Genomic DNA, 23,953 nt, shown 5'->3' on the forward strand with positions numbered 1-23,953 from the left:
ATGCTAAACATAAAAAGTGAAGATTTTGAACAACTTGAAGTCTATGCAAACGAAGATTTTAACCTAACGCATTCAATTATCCATACAAAACAGATTTTATCAAGTTACTCTAATGAAAATCAATTTAATTATTGTAAATTTAACGAAGATACTTGGGTCTTATATGACGAATCACAAAAAAATAATCGCAAAATCCACTTTGATTGTTTGTCAAAAATCATGTTAACAAGAAACTTTGATGATTTGAAAACTATTGTAAAGTGTTGGGCAGCTACTTTAGTGGATAAAGGGTTAGTCCCACGAACAATTTCTGTAAACGTAAATAATCTTTTAAAGGTAGTGACAATATCAAATGGTTTCTCACAGGATTTTTTTGTAGAAACTATAAAATATATACAAAATAGATGTGCTAGAACTCGTATATCCGTTTGCAATGCTGTTTTAAACTTTTTTGATTATTACCCATTAGTAGATGAAGATGGGGTTTTCACAGAAAAAATTTGGGAAATTAAATCAAAAACTGAAACTAAAATTGGAATAAGAGAAATACCTAGTTCTCAAGATATTTTAAAATTTTCAATGGTTGTTGAGGATTTTTTTAAGTTAAATCTGTCGGATCAACATTATCGAAAATACTTTTGTATTTATCTTTGGTGGAATCTAACCACTATCATCCCTTTAAGAATTTCGGAATTCTGTGATATTAAAAGAGATAGTTTAACTAAAGGTGATGAAGGATTTTTTTTGAAACTACCCAGAAAAAAACAAAACAATCGTAGGATACAAGTAATCGATTCCATTTTAATCCCCAAAGGGTTAGCCTCGGCAATAAAAAATTATATAAATTCAACTGATAAATACGGTGAATCTACTACTCTCATTTCATATTTATCTTTACCTATTGATACGTACTATATAAATCAAAGAATTGATTCCAAGTCATTCCATTCTAGAGCAATGTTAAGCATATTAAACGACTTCTATAAAAATATTGTCTGTAAAAAATACGGCTTTCAGATTATGGAGCAGGAAAAAGTAAAGGCTGTTGAAAAGGGTATAACTCTAAACAAAATTATTAACAGAAAAATCAGACCAAATGATACAAGACATTTTGCATTTTTAAATCTTATGACACAAGGCTATCATCCAGTTGAAATTGCTAGGTTAGGAGGTCATGTCTCCATCTATTCCCAATATCACTATCATCAACACTTAGAATATTGGGTCGATTCGGAGGTGATGGAGTTAATGCTTAAGTTTAATCTAAATAGGAATATTGGACAGCAAACAAAGGATATTTTTGATGAAAAAGAATTTAAAGAAAGATTTATTCTTAGACCTTCTGAAAGCAAAGAAGTCAATATCCCTTTGAGTATTGGCTATTGTACCGATCCTAATCAAAACTGCAAGGTGGACGATCATTTTTTCTGCGATGCATGGCGCATCTCCTTTGAAGAATATAAGGAAAAAGCAGATACCATAAAGAAAAAGATTAATGAAAAAGAAAATAATACTAAACAATTAATCAATAACTTAAAAAATCTTTATTATATAGCTATTAAAGGATTTAAAAGTGACCTAAACTCTGAAAAAAATGTCTTGTTTAACCGAGAGTTAATAGAGACCTCCAAACAGTTAAAACATTCATTATATCAGCTAGCAATGTTAAGAGAGAAGGTAACTACTAATGAGTAAAAAAGGCCGGAAACCTCAAATATATCCTCAAGAAAATATTGATAACATCATATATCAATATCTTCAACTTAATAAAAATAGTGGCCTACTTAAATATATGAATCTATATCGTTTTTCAAAAGAATTATATGAAAAAGGAGAAACATCACATCACTTTAGCGAGGATTTTTGGAGGAAAGCAGGAAGACAAGGAAAAGAAGCTATCGATAGCGCCAATGAAGTATTGGAGCACACTGTTTCTCTTTCTAAACAAGCAGATGAAAAAGTTGTAGATTCTATTGACGCAATTAACAAGTTCTTTCAGGGTAAAGAAGCCAATAAAGAAAAACTTATTGGCGCTCTTCTGATTAATGAAAGTAAACTAAAAAAATATATACAAAGAAATAAAAAGCTTACTACTGATCTTGAAAGCCGAGACAATAAGAACAACTTATTAAATGAAGAAAATCAAATTCTTAAACAAAGATTAACTGAATACGAAGAACTCTTTTTTCAGTGGCTTGATGCTAGCAGCCATGAAGATACCCCACTTGTTAATATTATTACAACAGGTAAAACTAGGAATAAGGTTGTCCAACAATTATTTGAAACCATGTTTACTGAAAATCCTGTTAAAGGTTATGAAAAGTTTGAAGATTATAGAAAGAATTTAAGACAAGAGAAAGAGTACAATATTAATTCTAATACCAGAGTTGTAAAGTTTAAAGATAAAAAAGAAAACACATTGATAGAAGATTTAAACTTATAACTATTGTATTTGGCAAGCAAAAAATGTATTAAACGGCAATCAAAAATGTATCCACTTGCCAACGTTTTATTAGTTCGGAGTTACTGATTCTTTATAGCGATAGCTATCGCCATTAAATACGATTAAATGTGAATGGTGAATGAGCCGGTCAATGACTGCCTCCGTTAAAATTGGATCCCCAAAGACATGATTCCATTGGCCAAACTGTAGGTTCGTTGTAATAATTATACTTTTGGTCTCATAACACATAGAAATGACTTGAAATAATAATTCTGCCCCTTGTTTATGTAAGGGAATATATCCAAGTTCATCCAAAATCAATAAATCTAGCTTTTCAATTTGCTTGAACAACTTATTGAGTGTCCCTTTTTCATTTGCCTCTAATAATCGATTGACCAATGATGCTACTGTATAGAATTTAACGGACTTGCCAAATTTCTGTATGGCATTCAACCCAATAAGCGCGGCTAGATACGTTTTACCTGTTCCGACTCCTCCGTAAAAAATGAGGTTTTCCTGCTGTTCCATGAACGTACCGTTCATTAGGTCATCTTTGTTAAGCCCTTGAGTAAGGACTATATCTTTCCAGTCAAAAGGGTTTCCTTTTACTTTAGGAAACGTTGCTTGTGTAAGGAGTAGATTGACCTTACGTTCTTCCCGTTGCTCAATTTCCTTTTCAAAGAGCTTAAGTAGGTAAGCTTCATTCGTTGTTGCTTCTATTTCATGGTAATGCTCTCTTATCCAGCTTAATTTCAAGCGCTTGGCAAATTCCTGAATCTGTCCATTCAATTCAAGTCAGCTCCTTTTAAAAGCTGATCATAATGCTGGAGACCTCTTTCAGCCTTCGGCATAGTTGGTAATGGTATCTTTGGCTGTATGTCTGCTCGAATTCCCCTGCCGTTTATAAGCTGATAGAATACCTGTTGAATAGACTCAACCGAAGGGTGACCATGCTCAGAAGCAATGGTTAGTGCTTCTGTCACTCTTTTAAAATCGTGTTCTTTTAAAACAGTTGCCAATAACCTAAGTGCTTCTGGTTTTTCTGAAGCTGTACAAGAATTAAAATACGTTTGCCATTCAGTTGGAAGCTGTTCATAGAAGCTCGTATACTTGAGTGCCAAAGGACGTTTGGCCATTAAGTTTAAATATGGCTGCCACTTCATGGACTTTCTATACTGACCGTAGAGGCGTGAATGGCTAACTACTAGTTGATTGTCATCCGTTAGTACTTCAACTGTTTTGTATGAAATTTTTACTAAAACCTTACTTAGGGCATACCTCGGAGAAGTAGAGTACAGATTTTTCTCTACCTTTATATATCCATACTTATCAGCTTTTACTGTTTCGTATCTTACACAGTGGTATTCCTTGCTTGGCAGAACTAAACAGACTCTCTGATCCTCTTTAAATAACTGTGAAATAAGAATTTCTTTTTCATAGTGTTTTCGCGCTCGATCCTTCTCGGCCTTGTCCCATAATAGCTTGTTAAGTTCGTCTAAATCAAACACATGAAGGCTGGGAAGTAAGTAGTTATTCCTCACATATTTCACCATTTCCTCTACATGGCCTTTTTCATTCCCACTATTTGGATTACAAAATTCACTCTCAAATCCGTAGTGAAGAACGAAGTTTTGAAATGCTTCTGTTAACTGCCGTTCACCATTTGGCAATACCTTTTTAACGGCAGCCGAAAGGTTATCAAACCTTATCGTTTTTGGAACTCCACCCATATGATGAAAGATACGTTTTAACCCTTCCAGAAAGCACTCTCGATTTTGAGAAGGGAATACTTGAAAATAAAAGGCATTGCTGTAAGGGAAAGATAGAACCAAATACGGCAATGTGATTTCTTCGCCTTGATAGTTGAATGGAGCTTCCCCAAAGTCCACTTGTGCCGAACCAGCTTTTGATTCAAGTGGTAAAGCTGCTTGATTTGCTTCACTTAATAGTTCTTTCTTACGGTTTGATACATAGTTTCGGACAGTCCGATCAGAACCTTCAAAATCAAACTTTTCTCTTAATTGTTCCCATATTCTCTTGGCTGTCCTACGAAACTTTCTCTTTTGTTTAAAATCCTCCAGGATCCATTCATCAACGATATGCTTCACTGGATCCATTACAGGAGAGGGTCTATCTTGTTTAGACTTGACCTCTGGGCTGAAATCCTCCTGCTCGGCATATTTCTTTACTGTTCTAGAATCTCTCCCTAATCTTTGTGCGATCTCTGAATAGTTGCTATCTTTTTTATTTGCTTCATGTCTGATATAATTAATTTCGGCCACTGCCAACATCTCCTTAATACCTCCTGCGCTCTTTGTCCCAACAGGAAGTGTATGTGTATTTCGGAATGTTGACAAGTGGTTTTTTTAATTTGTGCAGCGCCTACGGCACTGCACAAATTAAATGCCATAACCTACATTTTTATGATGCCATAAACAACTATTCACCGGTATTAAGTTCGATTGTTCCCTAAAAACACTGCCATATTGTTGTGGTTTATAAAAAATTTAATCAAAGAATGTTTTATGAAGTTGATTTTTTTATATAAAAGAAGCAAAAGAACCTGTTTTGAAAAAAATAGGTTCTTTTGTGAATGCGAGTATGCCGATTTTGGTCTAACTTTTTTACAAAAAGCTATGCTACTTTTCAAACTCCATCTTCCAGCTAAAATAATTGTTTTCTACATTTTTCTCGTACCTTAATAACGCATCAAACTTATTCCCCTTTTTACTTGTTAAACCCTTAACCGTTGCAACACCATTTTTCAATAGAGATTTCACCATCGTCTTAGTTGGCTTTTTCTTCATCGTCGCTAAGAACTTGTCATTTTTCCAAATAACAAATTTACAACCATTTTTCCAATTGCTGCAGCCAAAACCTTTTTGTCCTTCAATTACAGCATGTCCACAAAGAGGACATTTACCCATTACTTCATTTGTCTTATGTTCAGTAGTTATCTCATTAATCGTTATTTCTTTTTCACCTTTGATTTTCTCTACTGATTTTGAAGTGAAATCAAAGATTAGCTCTAAAAACTCCTTTTTACTAAAGTTTCTTTTTTCAATATCAAACAATGACTTTTCGAGGCGACCTGTAAACTCTAGATTGAATAAATCTTTTATAGGAAATGTTTCCACAAGCTTTCTACCTAGTTCTGTACATAACAGGTTTTTATTTTGCATCGAAATATAGCCTACATCCTTCAACTTTTTGATTGTTTCTGCACGTGTAGCAGGAGTACCAATACTGAACCCACTTAAGATAGAATTCAGATCTTCTTCACTTTCACTATTATTGTCATAGTTTTTCCCACATGTCTCCATTACTCTAAGTAACGTTCTTTCAGTGTGATACTTTGGCGGTTTAGTTACATGGGATGTAATTTCATGCTTTATTAAGCCTACCTGATCGTTAACATGGACGAGTGGTAAAATGGTATCTTTAGATTGAACCTTCTCGACCTTTTTCCAACCCTCTATAAGTTGTACTTTTCCTTTAGAAATAAATAAGCCTTTTAAATTTATGTTTTTAATTTTTGTTTCAATTCTTGTTTCTTCGTACTCGGCAACAGGCATAAACTGCATAATAAATCTGTTTTTTATTGCCTGATACACTTGCTCTTCATCTATAGTTAACTTTTTAGGTTTCAAATAAGTAGGAACAATAGCACTATGGCTTTCTACTTTCGAGTTATCAAATATCCTTTTAGACTTAACAAACTTGATTTCATCTTTATAAGGTAGGTCTTCCGTTAATGTTTCCAATACCTTTGCAGTTTTACCCACAAGACTTTCTTCCAAGGCTATACTAGCTGTACGGGGATAGGTAATAAACTTTTTCTCATACAAAGATTGAGCTACTTTCAATACCTTATCCGATGTCCATCCTTTATATTTATTAGTAATATACCCCTGCAAATTAGACAGATTAAATAAAAATGGTGGATACTCGTTTTTCTTCTGTACTTGCTTATCACTAACAATTGCTGATTTATTTAACATTGCCTGCTGAATCGCTTCTAAGGTGTCTTTATTTTTAAACTTCTCTTCTTTTCCCTCGACGTATATTCCTTCATATTCCTCTTCATCTTTTGTTTTAAAAGTAGCTTGAAGTTTAAAATAATTTTCTGGAATAAAGTTCTCAATTTCTTTATCTCTATCATAGATAATCTTTAACGTTGGTAATAGAACTCGGCCAATATTCAAGGCTTTCCCCTTACCTTTTTGATATTTAAGGGTAGCAACTGATGTTAAGTTTATTCCAATTGCCCAATCTGCCCATTGGCGACTAACGCCTGCATCCTGTAAAGGCTTGAGTTCAGAATTCAGTTTAATATTTTCCAAACCTTTCATAACCTCAGTCGGTGTCCATTCGTTTAATAATAAACGGTAAACATCTTTATTTGTCCCAATGTTATATATGATACTATCCCCTATTACTTGACCTTCTCGATCATAGTCACATGCTGAAATAATAGCCTCTACATCAGGCCTTCTCATCAAACTTTTAATAATCTTTAATTGCTTTTGGGCTCCTCTGTCTGGCTTCTCTCTATTTCTTGGATCACCTTTTACTTTATATTTAAAGGTTGGAGGAATAAATGGAAAGTTCTCCATTTTCCATTTTGACATTTTATCATCATAATCTTTTGCGTCATAAAGTTGAAGCAAATGTCCAAACGCCCATGTAACTATATAGCCATTTCCCTCTAAGTAGCCATCTTGTCTACCCTTTATTTTCAAAGCATCTGCAATATTCTTAGATACCGAGGGTTTTTCTGCAATAATTAACTTCATTTTATTTATCACCTTACATCTGAATTTTCCAAATCAAAGTTGATCAGTTTAATTATTTTATCACATTAATCATTTATTGCTATTTACGGGTGACAAAATAAAAAATCTAGGTTAGAAATTTTAAAAGACAAAGTTCAAACCTAGATGTTTAATTATTTATAAGTATCAAATATGTTCCTTATTATTGAGTTTATCATTTTTATTTCTTTTTCAGATTTTTCTAGCAACAAAGAGTCTATTAATGTAATCATTTCTTTTTTGCTTTGATAATCTTCGGTGAGTTCAATATTTGAAAAAATAAAGAGATTTTTTGGTTCTTCATTTAATCCATCAATTATTTTTTCTAATGTTTGTATAGTAATATTTCTTTCCCCTCTTTCAACACCAGCTAAAAAGGATGTTTGCAAACCACACTTTTCTGATAATTCCTCTTGAGTCAAATTTTTTTGTTTTCGTATATTTTTTATTTTTTTCCCAACTAGGACCATTAATGTGGACACTATAAATCACCTCACCTATAAGCGTAGGTAATTAAAATATGTGTTCACAGATTCATATGATATAACTTCCATTGATTTTTGTACTTATAAGTACTATTATCTAAATATAAAAAGTTCAAGGAGTTTGATAAATAAATGATGGACAATACATTACATCAAATTATTGCAATTGAAAATGTTTTACAATTTAAGATGAGAGGGAGAGTTGCGTATCAAGGTGTTGTCTCTTCTAATCTAGCCCTTAACTTCTCATATTCAAAACCATTTAATGACCCAACCGGTAAAGGGTATCAACGCCCTATTAATAAACAAAGAACGAAAGACTTCGCTAAATTCCTTTCAAGTGGAGATGATTCACTTTTCACTCCAATATTACTTAATGCCGGAGGTGAGTGGGATTTTCAGGCTTATGATAAAATCCGTCCAAATATAGGCAGATTAATATGCAAAAATAAAGCTTCACTAATGGATGGTCAGCATAGATTAGGGGGAATCGGAGTATATACAAAAGAAACAAGTGCAATGTTAAATGTGCCCTTCCTAGCTTTTCACTGTTTAGATGAAGATGAAGAAATTAAATTTTTTGATATTATTAATACAAAAGCTAAAGGAATTGGATCTTCATTAAGCAGATATTTGAAGAGAAACAACGATAATCTTAGTTGGATTGCAACCCAACTTATTATAAATCCTGATAGCCCTTTTTACAGCATCGGGACTCTTATTGGTAAGAGAAATAAAGAAAAGCATATCACACTACAAAACATCCATAATTTTTTAATATTATTGACAAGAAAGTCAGATTTAGCTGAATTACCCAAAGAAAAAATTTTATATATTTCACTCTATTACTTTAATGAAATAAAAAATATATTGCCTAATCAATGGATCGATTACAAAAAATATAGATTAACTCATATAGTTTGTTTAAATGCTCTATCTATTGCTGGAAACACTATTATTTCAGAGAACTATAATTTTTCATCTAATCAATTAAACAATACTGTAATTTCTAAGAGTTTAACCAATATTCAAAATATTGATTGGTCAAGTGAGGGAAGTTTAAAATATTTAAAAGGAGTAAGTGGCTCTAATCTTCTGGCAGCAGATTTAATTACCTCATTTAAAAATTAAATGATAAAGGGTTTGTTTGATATCTAACAATGAAGATATAAAAAGAAATTTTATATGTTTATAAGGACTTGAGTCAATATTTTGAATACATAAAGGTTAAGTCTTAAGCTTATTCCTAATACGAATCATCCATAGTTTGTGTTATTTGATAGCCCAAGCTACTGTGATTTATAATGAATGAACTATGGCTCGCGTGAAGGCAGTCCGAGCACTGCCAGTCCGGGGGAAGTCGTAAAGATTAATCAGCAAAAGTTGACTCAGGCTATTGCCTTGTAACATTTTCAAAGTATGACAGTAAAAAAATTCAAGAAGCCATTGGAGTTTCTGCCCAGATTATATCGAGCACTAAAAGAAGAGCAAACCTGTAAAACAGTTTACTCCCGGTTTTTAAATCTATGGGGTTCTAAAAGTCGAAACTTTGTTTAGAAAATGAATTGTGCAACAAAGGTATAGTTCATATTAACCTCCTATTTACATTTATTATCCTATATCTACCATAAAATTAAATCTAATTTAAACTTAAATAATTAATATCTTAACATTACTCAAAACTATTAAACTTTTTTTCCAATTCTATCGAGGTTAAGGTTTTTATATCGAGCAAATACTCGCCAACTTTACTTTAAGTGTCTTTTTTCTACTATTGTATGGTTATCATTTACATAACCATGAATTTTATTTGTATCATCCCCTCAACTCCCGGGTGATCATATCCCTTTCTTTTTCAGTTACTTTGTACATGTCTAATACTTTACGTTCAATGCTCTTATTTAAATCAATAAGTTTTTTCTGAAGTGGTGCTACTTCTTCTTTCTGCGCCCGGACAAACTTTAAGATTTCAAATAACTCTTGTTGAGCTGCTTTTGGCTTTGCTAATTTTATCCCCTCAAATACTGCCTCTTCTGATGATTCTATCCAAAACTCAATTAACGAATTTCTTTTTATCTTGTAATTTAATGAAAGAAACGATAGGAGGTCTTCTCGTGTTCGCTCAACATCGGTAGATAAATTAGAACGGTGCTTAATTAATGTTTTCAACTCATTATCAGTTTTTACGTTCGGCATTGGTAAACGATTCATGAATACCGACTTAAAACGGAAGAAACCACCTCTCGCTACTGTTGAAATGAGTGTAAACATAAAATTAAATAATATAGAATTTAAAACTGCTAGATCCCGCGTGATATTCTTACTCTCTACCCAGAATAATGTGACGTCCAGAACCATTCCTCTAACAGGAGCAAAGTTACTTCTAGCTGAAATATCCGGGTAGGTAATATATGTTTTGTCGAAGGAGAAACTTTTATTTATTTGCTGATACTGATACCATACAGTTTTACCATTCTCTAAACCGTCTTTAATAATTGCCCGGTCTTTCAAGTTTGTTTCAAATTGTTTTAGGTGGGTTTCTATATCCGGATACTCCTCAATGTCTACTAAATTCAGAGTTGTTCCTTCATTATTAGGGATGTATGGGAAAATGATGTAGGCGCTCGCTACTGTTCGGTAGGCTTTTACATCTTCACCCTTCAAATATGGTCGGATAATCTCTTTATTCTTTTCATTCTGCATGAATGCTTCTGCTTCCTTTTGGGAGATAATGTACGCCCGATTAAAGCCTGTCTTAACACCCACATTGACACGGCCTAATACATCTGGCAAGAACTGATGCCGTTTTTTCATACGATCAAAAAAGGCCCTTACTTCCGGCTTTAAAAAATTCCAACCATCCTTCGACAACTCTTGTTGTGCATATACTTGTTGCTTCTCTTTGAATACCATTTCAATCGCTTCATCTAACTCATCAAAAAACGCATAGTGGAAGAAATGTTTCTTTGTTGGTAACTTTTTCTCGGTAATGATGATTGATGGATATGCTATAATACCTTTGAAAACATCTAAATCCGCAAAGTCGAGGAAATACCGTAGTGATGTATGCTTTAACATATACTCTCTCAATGGTGCGCCATAGGTCGTGGTCGTATACTTGCTCGAACAGATATAACCCATTCTTCCGCCTTCTTTTAAGAGCGTAAGCCCTTTTTCAAAGAAATAAATGTACAGATCTCCTCTACCATGATAGACTTCATAGTTTCCTTTTTTACTGAAATGTTCTTTATCCTTTACAATTGTTTCTTGTCTTACATACGGCGGGTTGCCAAGGACAATGTCGAAACCACCATCTTTTAAGATCTCTCCGAAATTATTAGTCCAATCAAAGGCATTACCTGTATGTGCCTTATCGTCAATTACCGAATTTCCGCATAGAATGTTCTTATCTAATGAAGTAAGAGGATCTTGCTTATTTGCCGTCTTCAACCATAATGACAGTTTTGTAATCTCTATACTTTCTTTGGAAATATCAACTCCATACAAATTATTCTTCAAAATATGTTTGTCCAAATTAAAAAACTGTATTTGTCCTTCAGAAGCTTCAAGTAAATTACGGTTTGCTTCCATACCCTTTATATAAAGATAGTCAAACGCTGCATTTAAAAACGCACCACTCCCGCATGCAGGGTCGATCACCTTTATATTGAATAACAACTGAGAATAACTCCGCCAAAACTCGATGTTTCGATTTACTGCTTTGGTTCGATTTGCTCTATCTGCTGGTGTTGCAGTTATTGATAAAGGCGGTGGAATTTCTGGTAAACTGTCTTCGCCAAGCTCTCTCCGTTTCTCGTCTAACCACTCTCCAATTGTTTTCTCTACAATGAATTTTGTTACGAAAGCAGGCGTATAATATACCCCACCCGTTTTTCGTTTACTTTTTGCCGCGTCTACTTCTTCACCCATTAGTGAAGCCTTAATTTCTTCTATGTCACCAATACTTTGTTCAAAGATGTGACCGAGTATATTTACATCTAAATCTGTACTGAAATCATATGACGTAATTTTCTCAAAGTATGGAAAAATATCATCCTGAATTACAAGATTATCTAGTATAGCATCATCTTTGAATAACCCACCATTATAACGATTAATGTTCATTGGGGGATTTCCTTTGTCAATACTATGGAAAAGACCTTTCAGCTCTTTCCAAATTTTTAAATCAGAAAAAGTAAAACTTGCTTTTGAAGCTTCTATTACCTTACGAAAAATATTCTCTGGTAATAATCCCGTGCCTTCACAAAAACGCACAAAAATGAATCTATCTAATATTTTTTGCGTTTTTTCAAAGATAACTAATTCGTCTACCTTAGGATTTTCCTCTATAAGATGCTCGAAAAGCTTTTCACGAACTGTTTTATAATCCTCATAAAAGAGTTCACTAATTCGATCCTGCTCTTTTTCATTTTGATCATACAATTGTTCAAGAGGGGAAGATCCAATCTTTCTAATCAACTGCTCTCTTGAAAGGAAAAAGTAAAAAAGTTTGAACTTTTCAATGTCTTCTGCCATTTCAGTAATATAAAATACTTCATACTCAGTTGCAGTTGTGGAACGATATAGACGGACCTCACTAAAGTTCGAAACAATAACCCACTTGCATTCACGCATCTTAAATTGATAACTAAATGCTTGTTCGACTGGTGTTTGGTTATTTTGTCTTCTTTGTTTTTTGTCCAAATCTGTTTTAGCATCTTTTAACTCGATTACTGCTCGAATATCTTCATAATCCTTCGAGAAGAATCCTAAAGATCCATCTGCTTTTGTACCATCCATCTCCGTTTTTTGCTCTTGGTTAATGTTCCACGAATCTACCCCAATTCGGTTTTTGTAACCTAGAATTTTGGTGAAAATCTCCTCAAGAAATAAACCTTGAACGGCTTCCTCTTTTGTCTTATTAAGATCTGATTTATGAAGCGAATGCGCCCAGTTGACGACACCCGCATGTAATGCTTCTATTTCTTTTGGAAATGTAAATGATTCCAAATATTTTTTTAAATGTTTACGATTAAAAATAGTATCTACCATCACTAACTCCTTATGTGCTTGATATTTCCAGTATACAACAAAATACCTACAAACCGAGTGACACTATACCCACACTAAAAAATATGTTCTCGTTTAAATTATCGAAATAATTGGTGTAGCTGCTGCTAAGTTAGAGAAACCCATTTAATACATGATCGAAACGCAATACCTATTGTGAAAATATTAGTGGATAAAGCATATGATTATACCTATTTAAATTTGTTTGATGTTGTTTAGTCATATTTATCAGTTAGCAGTTATAAGGCAAATTGGTATAATGCGGGGTAGTTCAAATTAGAAAAAATATATTAGTACAATCTTTTATATAATATCGAACGAATACTTCTAGCTTTATGTAATTTTCTGTTTCACCAAAAGCTAGTAATTACCATCAGTTTCAACAAACAGCAAGTTGATCATATGTAAATCCTTTTGCCAGAAAGGTTCCCGATGTAGCTTTGAAATAAATTTTGATTAAAAATATCGAGTAAACCTTCATTTTACAACAAATAAAAAGAATCCACATTGAGAAAAGTTTGATCAAAATGGATTCTTTTATTAGAAATCAGAATTTAGTTTTTATAAAAAGATTGTTCACTTTTCATTCCTTCTTCCACTAACTCACACTTAAGTGCAATAAGAGAAGTAATACCCTGAACTGATTTGGGTTTGAACAAACATTATTTAAAATCAAAAACTGATACGATATGACTGTAGCATATGCAACAAGGTAGCTACATATATAACAAGACTAATATGCACACTTTAGGATTTGTTTATAGTTATCCCAGTTAATATAAGATTTACCTTTTTAGATATAAAGATAAGTATTAATTATTATTTGCAACTTTACCTTGAGCATCAAGTTGTATAAATTTTGAGTTACAGTAATTAGGATCTATTTTCTGTTCAATTAACTTAAAAAGACTTTCATTATGGGTTGTAATAACAATCTGCCTGTCTAAATCGGAAGTCAATGTTCTTAACAAATCAATAAAAGAAAGTACGTTTATACTATCCATGTGGTGTACAGGATCATCCATAAAGATTGTATTTAAGACAGGTTCCTGTTCCATTAATGCCTTTGCTAGGAAGATACTTAGTGATAATATATCTAGTTGAGCAGAGCTGAAAAATAATACCGGATTATCTTTACGTCCATCATTCATAGGTGAATATATTTCTAATGAAGGTTTATCATCTATAAATGTTGGAACAATTTTTATATACCTTAATTCTGGATGCGGTTCAATCCTGCCGTAAATTCTATTTATTGCCTCAAGATTAAATGCTTTATTGATTTTTTTTATTATTAACTCCTGGCTATATTTTAATGTTTCACCTAACTTTAGTTTAACTTCATTTAAACGTTTTAGTTGGGATATAATATCGTTTTTTTCCTTAATTTTAATAGACTCTTCAAAAACCTCGTTAGTGTACTGTAGTTTTTCATTTATTAGGTCAAAGTGACCTATTAATTCCTTATTGGTATCTAAAACTTTTTTTAACTTATCTAGTGCCTTTATTATGGTCTGTTCATTAATTTCATCTGTTTTAAGATAGCTTTTATAATTAATAGAATAGCTTATTAAAGTTTCATTACACATTTCCCTTTTATTTCTAGTACTCTTTAATAATTCTTCTAGTTCATTTAAATCATTATTCTTTAAATCAATTTCAATTTTTTGATAACCTTGTGTTACTTTTTTCATTTCATCACGAAGGTTATTCAGTATTGTTGTTAAATTAGTTTCTTTCTCTAATATTAATTTCTTATCAAAAGAGATTTTTAATATGTCTAGATAGCTAGAAACTGTTTTATAATCCTCTTGTGATATTATGTTTTTCTTTTCTTCTTCATGCTCGAAATTTTTCCTTTCATAATTAAGAATTAAATTTTTATTCTCCTTTAATTCCTTTTCGAGTTCTTTTAGCTGTTTCTCATTCTCTACCATTAATTCTTTTTTCTCATTTATTAACTTCGAGAATTTACTCTTAATAATTTGCAAATCTTTATCAAAGCATTCTTTACCAAATTCAGAATAATAATTTAAAAAATAAGTATTTAATTCCTTTAATTTTTCCCAAATGCCAATTCTTTGGTTAGCTGTTTTTTCTTTAATAAGGTTTATTCTTTGGAATTTTTGATGTTCAAGTTTTTCAGTCTCTTGGACATTTTTTAAATTTGCTCTTAATTTTTCTTTTAAGAAGATAAGTAACTTTTCACAACTTGATTCTTGTTCTTGAATATCTTTTTCTAACGACTTAATCTCATCATCAATAATTTCTAACTCAAAGATATCTTCTATTTTTCTATCTACACGGCTTAGTAACTCTTCTAGATTGGAAAACGGAGTTGAGCATAATGGGCAATCAGGTGATTCAGTGGATTGAATAACCTGCCTACCAATTTTTATTATTTTATTCAAATCCTCATTCAACTTTCCGAACTTTACATATTCCAGCTGTTTCTTTTTCTGTTGTTCTTTTAAAAACTTAATGTTGGAGGTAAATCGATTGAGAGAACTAATAATTTCTTTATAGCTATTATTCTTAAATTCATAATCAATTAATGAATTAAATTCCATTTTTAATAGGTGTTTTAACTCAATTATCTTATTGTTAGATTTTTCCAGGTTTGCTGTCCTATTCTTAATAATCTTATTTAGTCTAATTAGTCGATTATCTAACTTTATTTGATTCGCTGTAAGTTCTTTATGTAAATGAGCCTTTTGAATAGTATTTTTATTATCTTCAAAATAAAAATTATATGCTTTTTTATTTTCATCATACTCGTATTCTAATTTGAGGGAATTAGGTAATATTTTGTGATTTACTTCTTTCAATTCTTTAATAATTCTATTATTCTCAATAACTTCTTGATTAGTAGCTTTTATATTATCTCTTGCTCTTTGGAATAATACCTCTTTTTCTTTTATTGTGCTTATCATTTCTAAGTATTTGCTGATAACTTTTAATTTTTCACTTATTTCCGTTTCCTTTTTACTCAAATTTTCCTTTAAGGCATATTGGTTAATCTTGCTTTGTATATTCTTCAGCTTATTGTCAAATTCTAAAATCAAATTAAGGTTATTTTTATAATCACCTAATAGGCTAAAAAGTTGATCAATATTTCTTATATTATTTTGTATTTCCCTTAACTCTGTTATTTTTCTAGATTTCTGGATAATTATTTCGCTCACTAAATTCTGTAGGTCTTGCTGCGTGAAGTTAGTGGAAACACTATTGATATTTATGCCTTCTATCGATTTGTTAATTTTATTTATGTGCTCGTTAAGGTCATCTATTGGTAAATAAAAGTCTTTTATATCCTTCGTTAATCTCTTTATAGATTTATTCTTATCAATTATTTCCTTTCTTATCTGATTATATATCTGATGAATAGCTTTATAGTTTTCCGTGTCATAAGAATAATCCCAAAATTTAGCTAAAGCTTCATACCTATCTTTTCCTGACGAAAATAACAAGAAAGAATCTATCTTATCATGCGAGAGAATGTTGTCCTTTGCTGAGCCTGAATTCCTTACAAATTTAAGAGCCGAAGAAGATTCAAATTCTTCACCTTCATTGTAATCAGTTAAATGAATTCTCCCTTTAATCTTGGTATTTACTACCAAAACTTCATCTTTATCATCTTTAAACATAACCATTCCATTAGGGTTATCGCTATCCCTATTTTTAAGAATAATACCTTTTTCTAATTTAGCTACTTTCTTTAATACTTCATTATTTGAAAATCGATTGATTTCTTTATTAAGTCCCCACTCAATAGCATCAAGCAGAGAAGTTTTACCAAATCCGTTTGGGGCAAAAATTACAACTAAGTTTGCAATATCCCCTCTTTTGTTTGTAAAATCAAATTGCTGTCTATCTTTATATGCTCGAAATGATTCTAATTCAATTCTTTTCAATTTAATATTCATTTATATCACTCCAAATATAAATCTAATAACTTTTCTGGCTTCACTTTGGAATTACTTTTTGCATACTTGATAATCTGAAATAGTTTTGCATCTGTTGCTCTAATCATATCTTCTATATTTGGTAAATCCATGGATTTACCATTTTCTACTTTTAATTGTGATAATTGAAAGCCAAACAACTTATTGTCTAGAAGACTTTGAATTTGTAAAGAAATGGAAGTATCGACTTCTATATTAAACTCATCACAGACTAGTTTTCTTGATGAGTATTTATCTTGTTCTATCTCATATTTTACTTCCTTATCAACTTGTCCCTGAATTAAAAAAACTACATATATATTCCATCTTTCTATATTTTTTTCTAATTCACTTTGATAATGCACAGCTATACTGTTAGTTATTGTCTCCCAACAATCTTTTAGTTGTTTCCTATTCTCTAACATAACGGTAAAGATACTAATTTCATATCCCTCTTGTGGATTTATCCAGGCTGTTACATTATATTGCTTAAATATATTACTCATCTCATTTAATTCATCTATGATTTCACTTCTTTGAAATAAGTTAAAACTATTCATTGTTTAGCACCTCAGAAATACTGATTCTTAGATTTTCCTCTAACTCCTCATAGTCATCAATTTCTACATGTTCTCTAAATTTATCAGTAAAACAATCAACATGTATTAATGAAATATTTTTTGTGACCATATGTTGATCTATTCTTGGAATATTATGATCAAACAGTAATTGACTTACTCCAATATCAGTAACGATTTTATCCATCTTTTTTCTACTCAGTTTCAGGATTTCTCCTGGTCCTCCTTCATGATTAACTATTAAACAGTCATCTGATTGGAGATCACGGTAAACTTTACTATCCTGTATAATTATCTTAAATATGTCTTCCAACCTCTTGTTATGAGTATAGAATAGTTTAACATTATGCTTTTGCCCTTGCTGATTATCCCTAATAAGTATTGATTTAAGATCATTTCTACCAGATTCAATATATAAATATGTTAGTAAGGTTATCCAACCTACCCATATGTTCTTCTCACTCAAGTTTAATTTCCCGTATGGTAAAATAAGTTTCTCCTTTAAAAGTTCCTTAACCATTAGAGGTGTAATTTTTTCTAAGCCTTCTGCTCTCCTACTTAAAAGTCGTGCAATATTCTCTGAACGGGCCTCGAATGCCATATATATATACTCTTTAAAGCTAGATAAATAACTAGGGATTAATTTAGAACGACCACTTTTTTCTAATATCTCATTGAATTCCTCTGTTTTTATAACTTCTAAAGAACTATATGTAGCTTCAGGTAATTTAGTAGCTGGAAAAATACCAACTAAGACCGGATTACCGTCATTTATGTTAAATACACCCGATCCTGATAAACCTTCTAACAGTGCATTTTCACTATTTCCGTAATTTATTAATTGGCTATCTGTTACTATTATTTCAAAGTTAGGCTTTCTTTGAGAGCATTCGTGGACCCTACAAGTTAAACTCTTACGCTCTCCATTTGCTATATCGGGGAAACCATTCAGAGTAACAAAACTAAACGGCTCGGGCTCCCCACTTAAATATTGTGGTAAGTCATGTATATATTGAATAATAATGATTGCTATATCTAAAGTCTTATGTAATAAATAGTCATGAACTTCAATTGGATGACCATTTAATCCCATGACTTTTATATTATCTACAACAAACCCAGCTTCGTCTCCAGGTTTTCCTGTTAAACAATGTTTAGCTGTCAATACATAGGTATACTCATTGGTACTAGGTTGGTATAAACAACCACTGCCTATATTTCCATTACAATGAACTCGAACAGCAGTTTTTTCATAAAATTCTGAGATATCCATATAATCATTCACCTAATTCGTAAATATATCCATTTTGTGATAAGTATGTACAATCAAAATTATATGTTCCATAATCACTTTCTAAAAAGATATTATTTAAGTTATAGTTAAAATAAAAGCTTGTCCATTCTTCACTTTTACGAGCGAACAAAATTCTTGCAAGGCATTCCTTATTAGGTAAACCATGTCTTCTTCCATCTGTACTGATTATAAAATTTTCACAATCAATTATCTCTAACAATGACTCACTCGTATTATACTTACTTCCATGGTGTGAAACTTTTGTTACATCTACTTTTACTTTATTCTTAGCCGAATATCCCAATTCTCTTAGTGATTCTTCAACTACACTGGGATGTGCGTCTCCCAGCATCAAAATCTGGTATTTCTTATAGCTTAAAAGAAGGGCAATACTGCTTCCATTAACTTTCCCTCCGTCCTCTTCAAATTGATTCCTTATCAATTCTTCTATAGGAAAAGAATAATCTGTTTGAGTTGAGGATTTTTCTTTTACTTTATTTGCTTCAACTTCCCAAGCCTTGTTCAACTTTTCTAATTTTTTAAGATTTGGTGATAGAACAGTAAGCTCAGCTTTTCCTATATTTGTATGTAAAAGGGACATAACCAAAGTTTTACTCCAACAGTTTAACTTTTCTAACTCTTTTTCAAGTGTAATACCTTGTTTTCTACTTTTTTCTCTTGAATTATTAATGATTAAAGGAATTTCTCTTTCCATTTCTTCAAGTTGGGTTTCTAGTCTATCGGCTATAAGTTTACCGGAGTTAAACCAAACTTCTTTGATAATATCTTTATCTATCTGGTCATCTTGAAAAATATCAATAATTCCTTTGATATGGTCATCATCACAGTGTGTAACTATTAATAAATCTATAAATTGATTATTATTCTTAATATTATGAAATTCTTCTTTTAGCTGGCGATAACTTTGCCTCCCTGTCCCACCATCAATTAGGATATTTCTAACAATCCCATCGTCTTCAAAGTTTATTATAAATGAATCACCATGATTAGCAGGGAATACCTTTAATTTAATTGTCACTATAAACACCCTTCAGACAGTTTTAGTTTCTTAATATTTGAATTGCGGAATATCAAAAGAAATTAAATTTATTTAATTAAACACAATTCTTTTTGTATAAAAATTTAATTTTTCTAACCCATAAACGAAATACACCCAGAAAAACCGGGTGTATTTCGTACAAGCTACATATACCAATGGTATTGGAATTACACCCAAATAATTTAGGGATACAACTGCACCCGGCCTGCTGAAAATACATCGCTGATTCCTTTTTTCTTCAGGAGTATACTATAAACTCTTGAAGCATTCATTCCAACAGTCCAATCTGCACATGCTCTTGTATATGCTTCATGGAACAATGGTCTCGTCTCTTGTTCCGCTAATAAATGCTGGAACCCTTCATAGATCGATTTTGGTGTAAGAGATGAAATCCAAAGCCGCTTCATTGGTTTTTTTGAACCGCTTAGCTGGATGATATTGCGAACGATTAGTTCCCCTTCCCGACCAGCATCTCCGGCGTGAATGATTTCCTTTACTTCTGCTTTTCTCAGTAATGATTTGACTACTTGAAATTGCTTATATTTCGATTTCGTCACTTCATATTGAAATTTTTCCGGAATCATTGGTAACGTATCAAGCGACCATTTTTTCCATTCGGGCTTATATTTTTCCGGTGAAATCAGCTCTGTTAGATGGCCAATTGCCCATGATACATAGGCCCCATCTGGGAAAAGCTCATTTGGTAAAATCTCTATGTACCCTTGATTTTTTTTCATTTTAAATTGCTTGGCCAATGTTGCCCCTTGATCAGGCTTCTCGGCGATAATTAACACGGATGGCAACGTTAGTGCACCCTCCTTTTTGAACAAGTTCCTTATACTAATAACCTTACAGCAAAATTCGCTTTTCGTATATGGATGAATCGTAGAATTATCCATCCGTTCAATGGAGATCAATCTGTATATTATATTTATTTTATTAAAGTAAATCCAATATAAATAGCTGTTCCCCTCATAATAGAAGGCGGTTTTTATATTTGGCTTTCTATTCAGAAACAAATTTCAATCCGAAAATTGTTTGAAAAAGCCTTGAATGAAGGGATTTTATTAAATCCTGGAAATGTATACGATCGAAACGATCAACAGCATCTTCGGTTGTCTTATTGTTATGCATCGCCCGGCCAACTAAAAAAAGGATTAATAAGACTTTCAGAACTAATTCAGGAGCTTTCTAAATAAGTGTAGTTATTCGATTCTTTTTATGTACTTAACTCAATATAAGTAATGGCAAATGAGGTTTCTAGCTGCCAGAAACCTCATTTACTTAGTTCTGGCAGCTTAATCTTCTCCATTATATATACTTTTTCAGCATTTCCTTTGTCTCTAAATCTGCAAAGCATGCTTCAACACTATTAAAATAAATGTGTTTATAATCTTCAAAACTCATATTAAATTCGTTAAATATTAAATTGCATTCATTCAGCATATTTGTAGCTGATACCGTTCTATTATCCGTATTAATCGTTACTTTTATTCCATCTTTGTGAAAATTATAGATTGGATGTTCACGAAAATTATTCACTGCTTTTGTTTGGACATTACTTGTCAGGCACATTTCCAGCACAACTTGTTGTTCCTTCACTATTCGATATGCTTCATCACAATCTTTAATAAATACTCCATGTCCAATCCTTTCAGCGCCCAAAAGTTTAACTGCCTCTAGTACATTTTTGCCTATACCAGTTTCACCAGCATGAATCGTTACTCGATAGCCATATTCTTTCGCTAATCGTATCGGTGCTTCGAAGATTCCACAAAACCCTCCCTCCTCAGATGCACATAAATCGATAGCAACAACTCCCTTTCCAAGGAAGCTTTTACCCTTTTCTACGACCTCAAAAGCACGATCTACCGACATCGTTCTCATACATGAAAGTATTAAGTTTCCTTTTATATCGTATTGATCTTCAGCGTCCTTCATTCCTGCTAAGACGCTTTGTATGATTTCTTCTACATCTAATCCTTTTTTAGTGTGAAGTAAAGGAGCAAATCGAACCTCCATATATTTTACATTTTCCTGTGCAGCATCTTCCAAAAGCTCAAAGGCAATTCTTCTTAGATTTTCTTTTGACTGCATAACTAAATTCGGGATTGCGAATTTTCTCAAATATTCATCAAGAGATTCACATTCTATTGGAGCCGTGAGTTCTATCTGAATTTCTTCAAGATCAAAAGAAGGGATACCGATGTCTTCTCTCTTTGCTATATCAATGATCGTTTTAGGTCTAAGACTACCATCTAAATGGCAATGAAGTTCAATTTTAGGTAACTCTGCGAAATTCATAATAACCTCCTAATTTTATGTTATTTGAAAAGTGGAAAGGGAAAAAATTCCTAATCACGAAGAAAATACACTTATTTGTACCTTCTTTGTAATCAGGAATTATCGGTTCCTGGTAGAGACCTCCAAACCATATCATTAGAGTTATACAAACTTTTTTCATCACTTTTGTAAAAGAATAATAAAGTGAAACTTCAATCAGGGGGGTCTTCATCCTCCACTGATTGTTAGTGCCTTTACGGGCAGTTATCCTCCACCTAGGTTTTACTGCCCGTTAATCTGCGATAAAAAAGAATTGAATAAGAAAATATCGTCCATCTAGCATTTCCATCCTTATCATAACAGGGAAATTTTAAGAAAAAAAGAGACATGATCTTTATTGAAAACATGTCCCTTTTCTAGCTACCTATCAAAGCGACGTTGATACCTCAATACTCGCCCTTGTTGAACGTTCTTTCTTACCATGCATGAAATAGTAAAGAACGGTAGTTGCCAAGATTACAACACCCATAATAACATACAGAGTACTATAACCGGTTAATGGAATGATAAATCCAAGTAGATAGGGACCGAAGCCGAGCCCACCATCAAGAAATATAAAGAAAGTAGACGTTGCTAGACCCATTCGATGTGGAGGAGTCAATTTGACTGCGATTGCCTGCGTGCTTGACTGCATATTACCAAAGCCGAAGCCAATCAGGATTCCTGATAATAATAAAATTATGCTATTGCTCGCTAAACTTAGAAGTAGCATCCCAGCAGCAAAAATAATAAAAGCTGGATACATTATAAAGTTCGCGCCTTTTGTGTCCATTAAGCGACCTGTGAATGGCCGCGATACCAATACTGCTACTGCATACACTATGAAGAAGAAGCTTGCTGTATCAACCAAGTCGATTTCAATTGCATAAAAGTTAATGTAAGAAAGGACACTAGAGTAACAGAAGGCTACGACTAGAGTAATAAATGCGATCGGCAGTGCCTTTGGCTCAACAAATTGGGAAAGCTTGAATCCTTTGATCTCAGGAGTTTTTGTTGATACTGGTAGTGTTGGCACATACACAAAGAATGCAGTTATCAAACCAATTACCCCTAAAGCAAGGCAGACACTAAAAATTACTTGGAAACTTGTATGTTGGCTCATATATAGTCCGATGAATGGCCCGATTGCTGTAGCCAGTGTCGCACTCATACTATAATAGCCGATCCCTTCCCCTTTTCGTGTTGAAGGGATCGTCTGAGCAACGATCGTTCCTGTCGCTGTGCTCGCTATACCAAGTGCAAGACCATGAATAAAGCGGGTAATAAGAAGAAAGGGGATGCCTAAATTTACAAAATATAAAAGTGTCGTCAAAATAAAAAAGATTAAACCAATGAATAACGTTCTCTTACGGCCAATCGAATCAATAAAACGACCGATAAACAGCCGACCAATTAACGTTCCGATAATAAAAATCCCCGTTACAAGTCCAGCCTGACTTGTTGAAGCATCAAATTTTTCTACTGCATAGACAGCGATTGTTACCATTAATAAATAAAAGACTAACGTTAAGAAAAAATTGACGGAGGAAACAATGATAAAATCCTTCGTCCACAATTTAGGTTTATTCATTTTTGTTACTCTCCTTATTCATAATATTATCCTGTATTTTAGGCAGTGTTTGGAACGTAGCGAATCGCTCTTCTTTAGGAATACCTTCCATAACGCTATATTCCAAGTTTGTTATCATTTTACGACATTCTTGGTAAATCTCTTCCCCTGATTCCGTTAACTGAATGATTTTTTCACGCCTATCCTTACCAGGAATTTGCCTGACGATTTGGAGTTCTTCCAAGCGGTGAACCCTCCTCGTAATGGTTGGCTTTTCCACATTATAGTGATTTGAAATATCTACAAGCGTCGAAGGTCCATTGTTTTTTACAAACATAATAACCTGCCATAAAGAGTAAGAAAGGTCATATGC

15 protein-coding genes, 2 pseudogenes and 1 riboswitch are annotated in these 23,953 nt (G+C 32.6%); of the genes and pseudogenes, 4 read left to right on the plus strand and 13 right to left on the minus strand.

Going from position 1 to position 23,953, the window contains the following annotated elements:
• Both AC1MGI_RS16705 and AC1MGI_RS16710 read left to right on the plus strand, forming a co-directional pair.
• The gene (locus tag AC1MGI_RS16705) at positions 1-1,695 is read left to right on the plus strand and encodes a tyrosine-type recombinase/integrase (RefSeq protein ID WP_480346370.1); all 1,695 of its coding nucleotides are present in this window, start codon (positions 1-3) and stop codon (positions 1,693-1,695) included.
• On the plus strand, positions 1,688-2,443 hold the full coding sequence (locus AC1MGI_RS16710; protein WP_480346371.1) for a hypothetical protein: 756 nt from the start codon (positions 1,688-1,690) through the stop codon (positions 2,441-2,443). Before AC1MGI_RS16705 ends, AC1MGI_RS16710 begins: the two co-directional genes overlap by 8 nt.
• A gap of 69 nt (positions 2,444-2,512) precedes the next feature.
• Here AC1MGI_RS16710 and istB read toward each other — a convergent pair whose 3' ends face one another.
• From istB to AC1MGI_RS16730, 4 genes are all read right to left on the minus strand, one after another.
• Positions 2,513-3,232: an IS21-like element helper ATPase IstB gene (gene istB, locus AC1MGI_RS16715; protein WP_480346372.1), complete on the minus strand. Its 720-nt coding sequence runs from the start codon at positions 3,230-3,232 to the stop codon at positions 2,513-2,515.
• Positions 3,229-4,734 carry an IS21 family transposase gene (gene istA, locus AC1MGI_RS16720; RefSeq protein WP_480346373.1) on the minus strand — a complete coding sequence of 502 codons (1,506 nt, stop codon included), beginning with the start codon at positions 4,732-4,734 and terminating at the stop codon, positions 3,229-3,231. Before istA ends, istB begins: the two co-directional genes overlap by 4 nt.
• A 348-nt stretch (positions 4,735-5,082) precedes the next feature.
• On the minus strand, positions 5,083-7,239 hold the full coding sequence (locus AC1MGI_RS16725) for a type IA DNA topoisomerase (RefSeq protein ID WP_480346376.1): 2,157 nt from the start codon (positions 7,237-7,239) through the stop codon (positions 5,083-5,085).
• Between the two features lie 152 nt (positions 7,240-7,391).
• Complete coding sequence (locus AC1MGI_RS16730; RefSeq protein ID WP_480346377.1) at positions 7,392-7,739, minus strand: helix-turn-helix domain-containing protein; 348 nt, start codon at positions 7,737-7,739, stop codon at positions 7,392-7,394.
• A gap of 135 nt (positions 7,740-7,874) precedes the next feature.
• Between AC1MGI_RS16730 and AC1MGI_RS16735 the strand changes: the two genes are divergently transcribed.
• A complete protein-coding gene (locus tag AC1MGI_RS16735) occupies positions 7,875-8,873 on the plus strand; it encodes a DGQHR domain-containing protein (protein WP_480346379.1) in 999 nt (332 codons plus the stop codon).
• 684 nt (positions 8,874-9,557) lie between these two features.
• On the opposite strand, the gene AC1MGI_RS16740 is transcribed toward AC1MGI_RS16735, so the two are convergent.
• The 6 genes and pseudogenes from AC1MGI_RS16740 to AC1MGI_RS16765 form a co-directional block, all read right to left on the minus strand.
• Complete coding sequence (locus AC1MGI_RS16740; RefSeq protein ID WP_480346381.1) at positions 9,558-12,794, minus strand: Eco57I restriction-modification methylase domain-containing protein; 3,237 nt, start codon at positions 12,792-12,794, stop codon at positions 9,558-9,560.
• Between the two features lie 830 nt (positions 12,795-13,624).
• Positions 13,625-16,738 (minus strand): AAA family ATPase, encoded by a 3,114-nt coding sequence (locus AC1MGI_RS16745; RefSeq protein WP_480346383.1) that lies wholly within the window; start codon positions 16,736-16,738, stop codon positions 13,625-13,627.
• A 5-nt stretch (positions 16,739-16,743) separates the two neighbouring features.
• Complete coding sequence (locus AC1MGI_RS16750) at positions 16,744-17,316, minus strand: ABC-three component system middle component 1 (protein ID WP_480346384.1); 573 nt, start codon at positions 17,314-17,316, stop codon at positions 16,744-16,746.
• Positions 17,309-18,607, minus strand: coding sequence for an ABC-three component system protein (locus AC1MGI_RS16755; protein ID WP_480346386.1), 1,299 nt, complete (start codon positions 18,605-18,607; stop codon positions 17,309-17,311). Before AC1MGI_RS16755 ends, AC1MGI_RS16750 begins: the two co-directional genes overlap by 8 nt.
• Positions 18,608-18,611: 4 nt before the next feature.
• The gene (locus AC1MGI_RS16760; protein WP_480346388.1) at positions 18,612-19,667 is read right to left on the minus strand and encodes a ComEC/Rec2 family competence protein; all 1,056 of its coding nucleotides are present in this window, start codon (positions 19,665-19,667) and stop codon (positions 18,612-18,614) included.
• 215 nt (positions 19,668-19,882) lie between these two features.
• Positions 19,883-20,425: pseudogene (locus AC1MGI_RS16765) on the minus strand (toprim domain-containing protein); the annotation flags it as partial.
• A 237-nt stretch (positions 20,426-20,662) separates the two neighbouring features.
• Here AC1MGI_RS16765 and AC1MGI_RS16770 point away from each other — a divergent pair.
• A pseudogene (locus tag AC1MGI_RS16770) lies at positions 20,663-20,887 on the plus strand (PLP-dependent aminotransferase family protein); the annotation flags it as partial.
• Positions 20,888-20,999: 112 nt separating this feature from the next.
• Here AC1MGI_RS16770 and add read toward each other — a convergent pair.
• The 3 genes from add to AC1MGI_RS16785 all read right to left on the minus strand — a co-directional run bounded on the left by add (position 21,000) and on the right by AC1MGI_RS16785 (position 23,917).
• Positions 21,000-21,992, minus strand: coding sequence for an adenosine deaminase (add, locus tag AC1MGI_RS16775; protein WP_480346389.1), 993 nt, complete (start codon positions 21,990-21,992; stop codon positions 21,000-21,002).
• Positions 21,993-22,061: 69 nt separating this feature from the next.
• Positions 22,062-22,161, minus strand: a riboswitch (purine riboswitch).
• 237 nt (positions 22,162-22,398) lie between these two features.
• Complete coding sequence (locus AC1MGI_RS16780) at positions 22,399-23,601, minus strand: MFS transporter (protein ID WP_480346391.1); 1,203 nt, start codon at positions 23,599-23,601, stop codon at positions 22,399-22,401.
• Positions 23,594-23,917 (minus strand): MarR family winged helix-turn-helix transcriptional regulator, encoded by a 324-nt coding sequence (locus AC1MGI_RS16785; protein ID WP_480346393.1) that lies wholly within the window; start codon positions 23,915-23,917, stop codon positions 23,594-23,596. The genes AC1MGI_RS16780 and AC1MGI_RS16785 overlap by 8 nt, the downstream gene beginning before the upstream one ends.
• Positions 23,918-23,953 lie beyond the last annotated feature (36 nt).

This window comes from Peribacillus sp. BM1 (assembly GCF_056679975.1).

Excerpts from the sequence above, each read along its gene's own strand:
- AC1MGI_RS16780 (WP_480346391.1), bottom strand. The coding sequence starts at position 23,601 with ATGAATAAACCTAAATTGTGGACGAAGGATTTTATCATTGTTTCCTCC.
- AC1MGI_RS16710 (WP_480346371.1), top strand. The coding sequence starts at position 1,688 with ATGAGTAAAAAAGGCCGGAAACCTCAAATATATCCTCAAGAAAATATT.
- istA (WP_480346373.1), bottom strand. The coding sequence starts at position 4,734 with ATGTTGGCAGTGGCCGAAATTAATTATATCAGACATGAAGCAAATAAA.
- AC1MGI_RS16750 (WP_480346384.1), bottom strand. The coding sequence starts at position 17,316 with ATGAATAGTTTTAACTTATTTCAAAGAAGTGAAATCATAGATGAATTA.
- AC1MGI_RS16725 (WP_480346376.1), bottom strand. The coding sequence starts at position 7,239 with ATGAAGTTAATTATTGCAGAAAAACCCTCGGTATCTAAGAATATTGCA.
- AC1MGI_RS16755 (WP_480346386.1), bottom strand. The coding sequence starts at position 18,607 with ATGGATATCTCAGAATTTTATGAAAAAACTGCTGTTCGAGTTCATTGT.
- add (WP_480346389.1), bottom strand. The coding sequence starts at position 21,992 with ATGAATTTCGCAGAGTTACCTAAAATTGAACTTCATTGCCATTTAGAT.
- AC1MGI_RS16745 (WP_480346383.1), bottom strand. The coding sequence starts at position 16,738 with ATGAATATTAAATTGAAAAGAATTGAATTAGAATCATTTCGAGCATAT.
- AC1MGI_RS16735 (WP_480346379.1), top strand. The coding sequence starts at position 7,875 with ATGATGGACAATACATTACATCAAATTATTGCAATTGAAAATGTTTTA.
- AC1MGI_RS16785 (WP_480346393.1), bottom strand. The coding sequence starts at position 23,917 with ATGTTTGTAAAAAACAATGGACCTTCGACGCTTGTAGATATTTCAAAT.
- AC1MGI_RS16705 (WP_480346370.1), top strand. The coding sequence starts at position 1 with ATGCTAAACATAAAAAGTGAAGATTTTGAACAACTTGAAGTCTATGCA.
- AC1MGI_RS16740 (WP_480346381.1), bottom strand. The coding sequence starts at position 12,794 with ATGGTAGATACTATTTTTAATCGTAAACATTTAAAAAAATATTTGGAA.